The sequence below is a fragment of the Xenorhabdus stockiae genome, assembly GCF_002632825.1.
Lineage (GTDB): Bacteria > Pseudomonadota > Gammaproteobacteria > Enterobacterales > Enterobacteriaceae > Xenorhabdus > Xenorhabdus stockiae.
In genome coordinates this window covers 1-808 of sequence record NZ_NJAJ01000133.1, presented here as the reverse complement: position 1 = coordinate 808, position 808 = coordinate 1, and the positions used below count along the sequence as shown (strand labels likewise).

The 808-nt window shown below is 58.5% G+C and carries 2 protein-coding genes; both read left to right on the top strand.

Annotated features, from left to right (window positions below):
- On the top strand, nucleotides 1-388 hold a 388-nt coding region (locus Xsto_RS20770; RefSeq protein ID WP_211284368.1), incomplete at its 5' end, for an HK97 family phage prohead protease.
- A 9-nt stretch (nucleotides 389-397) separates the two neighbouring features.
- Nucleotides 398-808 (top strand): phage major capsid protein (locus Xsto_RS20765; RefSeq protein WP_099126322.1); only part of this gene is annotated, 411 nt, incomplete at its 3' end.

The window sequence follows — 808 nt, the reverse complement described above, 5'->3', positions numbered from 1 at the left end:
AGGGCGCAGTACGGCGGGCACTCTCACGTTGACCGTGGATGAGCGCGGACTGCAATACAGCATTCAGGCCCCCGATAATCAGACCATCCGGGATCTGGTACTGGCTCCCTTGCAGCGGGGCGATATTACCCAGTCGTCCTTTGCTTTCCGGGTCGCCCGGGACGGTGAACACTGGTACGAAGACGACGAAGGGATTGTTATCCGGGAAATTCACCGTTTCTCCCGGCTCTACGATGTCAGTCCGGTGACTTATCCGGCGTATCAGGAGGCGGACTCCGCCGTACGCTCTTTGAATCAGTGGAAAGAAGCCCGGGACAGTGGCGCTTTCCGGCAGGCTATCAACCAAAAACAGGCGCGTGAGCGCATGCTGACTTTACTGAATATTTAGGACGAGATCATGAAATTGCATGAACTGAAACAACGCCGTAACACGATTGCGGCTCAAATGCGTACCCTGCACGACACCATCGGCGAGACCGCATGGACTGACGAGCAGCGCACCGAATGGAACAAGGCGAAAACCGAGCTGGACGGCATTGATGCGCACATTCAGCGTGAGGAATCCCTGCGCAGTCTGGATCAACAACTGGTGGACAACACCGAACCCGAGCAGCGTCAGCAGCCCGAAACCGAGCAGCAAGAGCGCCGGGCGGCGGCCTTTGATAAGTTCCTGCGTCACGGGCTGGGGGAAATGACGACGGAAGAGCGGCAGGCGCTGCGTGAGTTGCGGGCACAGGGGACGACCCCGGACGAGAAAGGCGGCTACACCGTGCCGACGCAGATGCTGAATAAAGTCGTCGAAGCCATG